At 75.5% G+C, this 5,691-nt stretch carries 1 protein-coding gene; it reads left to right on the forward strand.

Annotated elements, in window-relative coordinates; all coding sequences use genetic code 11:
• Positions 1 to 5,691, forward strand: a 5,691-nt coding sequence (locus ABTY61_RS41540; RefSeq protein ID WP_350510447.1) for a non-ribosomal peptide synthetase, incomplete at both ends; no start/stop codon positions are given.

Raw genomic sequence — 5,691 nt, forward strand, 5'->3', positions numbered from 1 at the left:
TCGGACGACCTCGCCGACGACGGGTCCGGGCTTCCGGCGGTGCACCCGGAGCAGCTCGCCTACGTGATGTACACCTCCGGCTCGACCGGCCTGCCGAAGGGCGTCGCGATCACCCACCACGACGTCGTCACCCTCGCCACCGACCACCGCTGGACCGAGCACCACCGGCGCATCCTCCTGCACTCCCCGCACGCCTTCGACGCCGCCACCTACGAGTTGTGGGTGCCGCTGCTGTCGGGCGGCACGGTCGTCGTCGCCCCGCCCGGCGACCTCGACCCGGCCCGCCTGCGCGCGGTGGTCGAGCGCCACGGCGTCACCGCCCTCTGGCTCACCAAGGGCCTGTTCGACCTGGTCGCCGAGGAGGCCCCGGAGAGCCTCGCCGGGCTGCGCGCGGTCACCACCGGCGGTGACGCCGCCGCCCCGGCGATGGTCCGCCGGGTCCTCGACGCCTGCCCGGAGGTGACGCTCGGCAACGGCTACGGCCCCACCGAGACCACCACCTTCGCCGCCTTCCACCACATCACCACCGCCGACACCGCGGGCCGGGTGCCGATCGGTGCCCCGTTGGACGACACCCGGGTGTACGTGCTGGACGGGCGGCTGGAGCCCGTCCCGGTGGGCGTGCCGGGCGAGCTGTACGTGGCCGGCACCGGCGCGGCCCGCGGCTACCTCAACCGCCCGGCCCTGACCGCCGAGCGCTTCGTCGCCTGCCCGTTCGCGGCCGGCGAGCGGATGTACCGCACCGGCGACCTGGTGCGCCGCCGGGAGGACGGACTGCTGGAGTACCTGGGCCGCACCGACGACCAGGTCAAGATCCGCGGCTTCCGGATCGAACTCGGCGAGATCGAGGCCGTCCTCGGCCGCCACCCCGGCGTCGGCCAGGTCGTCGTCGTGGTGCGCACCGAGGACGGCGACAAGCGCCTGGTCGCCTACTGCACCCCCGACCACGGCACCCCCGACCACGGCGCCCCCGACCACGGCACCCCCGACCACGGCGCCCCCGACGGCGAACGGCCGGACCTGGCGGCCGAGCTGCGCGCCCACGCGGGGGACCAGCTGCCCGGCTACATGGTCCCGCACGTCATGGTGGTCGACGCCCTGCCGTTGAACGCCAACGGCAAGGTCGACCGCCGGGCGCTGCCCGAGCCGCCCCTGGTCACCGAGGGCCGCGGCCGCGCCCCGCGCACCCCGCAGGAACAGATCCTCTGCTCCCTGTTCGCCGGCGTCTTCGGCCGCGACTCGATCACCGTCGACGACGACTTCTTCGTCCTCGGCGGCCACTCCCTGCTGGCCAGCCGCCTGGTCACCCGGATCCGCACCGTCCTGGGCGCCGAGGTCACCATCCCGGACCTCTTCCAGGCCCCCACCGTCGCCGAGCTCGCCGAACGGCTCGCCACCCCCTCGGCCCGGCCCGCCCTGCGCCGCGCCGACCGCCCGGAGCGGCTGCCGCTCTCCTCCGCCCAGCAACGGCTCTGGTTCATCGGCCAGCTCGAAGGCCCCAGCCCGATGCACAACATCTCGCTGGCCCTGCGGCTGCGCGGCCCACTGGACGCCGGGGCCCTCGACCGCGCCCTGCACGACGTGGTGCTGCGCCACGAGGCGCTGCGCACCGTCTTCCGCCCGGTCGCCGGCGAGCCGTACCAGCAGGTGCTGGACGCCCCGGCCGGTCCGCTGCTCACCGTCGGCGAGCGCACCATCGCCGAGGCCGCCGGCCACGTCTTCGACCTGGCCGCCGACGTGCCGCTGCACGCCTACCTGATCCCGCGGGGCACCGAGGACCACGTCTTGGTCCTGGTCGTGCACCACATCGCCGGGGACGGCGCCTCGCTGAGCCCGCTCTTCGACGACCTCGCCACCGCCTACCGCGCCCGGCTGGCCGGCGGCGCCCCCGGGTGGGCCGCGCTGCCGGTCCAGTACGCCGACTACACCCTCTGGCAGCGCGACCTGCTCGGCGACGCCGCCGACCCGGACAGCCTGCTCTCCCGTCAGCTCGGCTTCTGGCGCCGGGCCCTGGCGGGCCTGCCGGACGAACTGGCGCTGCCCACCGACCGGCCGCACCCCGCCGTCGCCTCCTACCGGGGCGGGAGCGTCCCGGTCGAACTGGACCCCGAGCTGTACGAGCGGCTGACGGTGCTGGCGCGCACCCACCACGTCACCCCGTTCATGCTGTTCCAGGCCGCGTTCGCCGCGGTGCTCGGCCGCTTCGGCGCCGGCGAGGACATCCCGCTCGGCGCACCCGTCGAGGGCCGCGCGGACGACGCCCTCGGCGGCCTGGTCGGCTTCTTCGCCAACACCCTGGTGCTGCGCGTCGACCTGTCCGGCCGCCCCGGTTTCGCGGAGCTGCTGGCCCGGGTCCGGGCCGCCAGCCTGGCCGCCTACGCCCACCAGGACGTCCCCTTCGAGCGCCTGGTCGAGGAGCTCAACCCGGCCCGCGCGACTGGCCGCCACCCGCTCTTCCAGGCGATGCTGGCGTTCAACAACACCACCGGTGCCACCCTCGAATTCCCCGGCGTGAGAGCGGAGTTCGAGCCCACCGAGTTCTCCTCCACGGCCTTCGACCTGACCCTCAACCTGGCCGAGCGGCACGGTGCCGACGGACGGCCGACCGGGGTCGGCGGCGTCCTGGAGTACGCGGCCGACCTGTTCGACCCGGAGACCGCCCAGGACCTCGCCGCCGCCCTGGTGCGGCTGCTGGCCGGCGTCGCCGCCGACCCGGAGCGCCCGGTGGCGACCGTCGAGATCCTCGACGAGGCCCAGCGGCGCCGCGTCCTGGAGGAGTGGAACGACACCGCGGCCCCGGTCTCCCCCGCCACCCTGCCCGCCCTGCTCGCGGCGCGGGCCGCCCGCACCCCCGGGCACCCCGCCGTGGTCTGCGGCGGCGAGCAGCTCGACCACGCCGAACTGGACGCCCGCGCCAACCGGCTGGCCCGGCTGCTGCTGGACCTGGGCGCCGGCCCGGAGCGCACCGTCGCGCTGGTCATGGAGCGCTCGCTCGGCCTGGTGGTCTCGCTGCTCGCCGTCCTCAAGACCGGCGCGGCCTACCTGCCGGTCGACCCCGAGTACCCGGCCGACCGGATCGGCCACATGCTGTCCGACGCCGCCCCGGCCATGGTGCTCACCACCGGTGCGAGCGGCGCGGCCGTCCCGGCCGGCACCGCCGGGGTGCTGCGCTACGAGGACCTCGACCTGTCCGCCCACTCCGCGGCGCCGGTCACCGACGCGGACCGTCCGGCCCCGCTGCTGCCCGCCCACCCCGCGTACGTGATCTACACCTCCGGCTCGACCGGAAAGCCCAAGGGCGTGGCCGTGCCGCACCTGGGCATCGTCAACCGGCTGGCCTGGATGCAGCACGAGTACCGCCTCACCGCGGCCGACCGGGTGCTCCAGAAGACGCCGTTCGGCTTCGACGTCTCCGTCTGGGAGTTCTTCTGGCCGCTGCTGGAGGGCGCCACCATGGTGCTCGCCCGGCCCGGCGGCCACCGCGACCCGGCCTACCTGGCGGAACTGATCCGGCGCGAGCGGATCACCGTCACCCACTTCGTGCCGTCGATGCTCCAGGTCTTCGTGCAGGAGCCCGCGGCGGCCGGCTGCACCGGGCTGCGCGCGGTGTTCTGCAGCGGCGAGGCCCTGCCCGCCGACCTGCGGGACCGCTTCCTCGCCCTGCTCGACGTGCCGCTGCACAACCTCTACGGGCCCACCGAGGCCTCGGTCGACGTCACCGCCTGGCCGTGCCGGCACGACACCGACAACCCGCACGTGCCGATCGGCCGGCCGGTGTGGAACACCCGGGTCCACGTCCTGGACGCGGACCTGCGCCCGGTGCCCCCGGGCGTGCCCGGCGACCTCTACCTCGCGGGCGACCAGCTGGCCCGCGGCTACCTCAACCGCCCGGCCCTGACCGCCGAGCGCTTCGTCGCCGACCCGTACGGCCCGGCCGGCAGCCGGATGTACCGCACCGGCGACGTGGCCCGCTGGGGCCGGGACGGCGCGCTGCTCTTCCTCGGCCGCGCCGACGACCAGGTGAAGATCCGCGGCCTGCGGGTCGAACTCGGCGAGATCGAGAACACCCTGGCCGGTCACCCGCTGGTCGCGCACGCCGTCGTGGTGCTGCGCGAGGACACTCCCGGGGACCAGCGCCTGGTCGGGTACGTGGTGCCGCAGGGCGGCGGGGACGGCGGCGGGGACGCCACCGTGGACACCGCCGTGGACACCGCCGTGGACACCGCCGTGGACACCGCCTCGCTGCGCGCCCACCTGGCCGCCCGGCTGCCCGAGTACATGGTGCCGGCTGCCCTGGTGGTCATCGACGCGCTGCCGGTGACCCCCAACGGCAAGCTCGACCGCAGGGCGCTGCCGCGGCCCGTGCTCCCCGCCCGGGGCGCCGGCCGTCCGCCGCGCGACCTGCGGGAGGAACTGCTCTGCGGGCTCTTCGCCGAGGTCCTCGGGCTGGATCCGGTCGCGGTCTCGGTCGACGACGGCTTCTTCGACCTCGGCGGCCACTCGCTGCTCGCCACCCGGTTGATCAGCCGCATCAGGACCGTGCTCGGGGCGGAACTGGAGCTGCGCGAGGTCTTCGACGCGCCCACCGTCGCCCAGCTCGCGGCCCGGCTGGACACCGCGGCCGGCGGCCGCACCGCGCTCGCCGCCCGCCCGCGCCCGGACACCCTGCCGCTCTCCTTCGCCCAGCAGCGGATGTGGCTGCTGGACCGGATCCAGGGCCCGAGCGCCCAGTACAACCTGCCGTTCGCGCTGCGGCTGCACGGCCGGCTCGACCGCGAGGCGCTGCGGGCCGCACTCACCGACGTCGTGGTCCGGCACGAGAGCCTGCGCACCGTGGTGGGCGAGACCGACGGACTGCCGTGCCAGCACGTCCGCCCGGCCGAGGGCGTCCGGCTGCGGCTCGACGTGCTGGAGTGCCTGGCGGCGGACCTGGCCGGGGTGCTGGCCGCGGCCGCCTGGCGGCCCTTCGACCTGGCCGGTGAACTGCCGCTCCGCGCGGCCCTGTTCGAGCTCGGCGAGCGCGAGCACGTGCTGCTGGTGGTGCTGCACCACATCGCCGGCGACGGCTGGTCGATGGCGCCGCTGCTGCGCGACCTCGCGGCCGCCTACGCGGCCCGGTGCGCGGGGGAGGCGCCCGGCTGGGAGCCGCTGCCGGTCCAGTACGCCGACTACGCGCTCTGGCAGCGCGACCTGCTCGGCGCCGAGGACGACCCCGACAGCCTGGTCGCCCGTCAGCTCGCCCGCTGGAAGGAGACCCTGGCCGGCAGCCCCGAGGAGCTGACGCTGCCCTACCTCCAGGCGCGCCCCGCCACCGGAGGGGACCGGCTCGCCGAACGCGTCACCCTCGCCGTGGACACCGAACTGCACGCTGCGCTGGCGGAGTTGGCGCGTTCGCAGCGGGTCACGCTGTTCATGGTGCTGCAGGCGGCGCTGGCCGCGCTGCTGACCCGGTTCGGGGCCGGGACGGACGTGCCGGTCGGGTCGGTGACGGCGGGGCGTTCCGACGAGGCGCTAGACGGCTTGGTCGGGTTCTTCGTCAACACGCTGGTGCTGCGCACCGACACTTCGGGGGACCCGCGGTTCGCCGAACTGCTGCCCCGGGTGCGGGAGGTGCAGTTGGACGCCCACTCCCACGAGGACGTGCCCTTCGACCGTCTGGTCGAGGAGCTCAACCCGGTCCGCTCCACGGCC

Origin of the sequence: Kitasatospora sp. NPDC096128 (assembly GCF_040303105.1) — a bacterium.
GTDB lineage: Bacteria > Actinomycetota > Actinomycetes > Streptomycetales > Streptomycetaceae > Kitasatospora.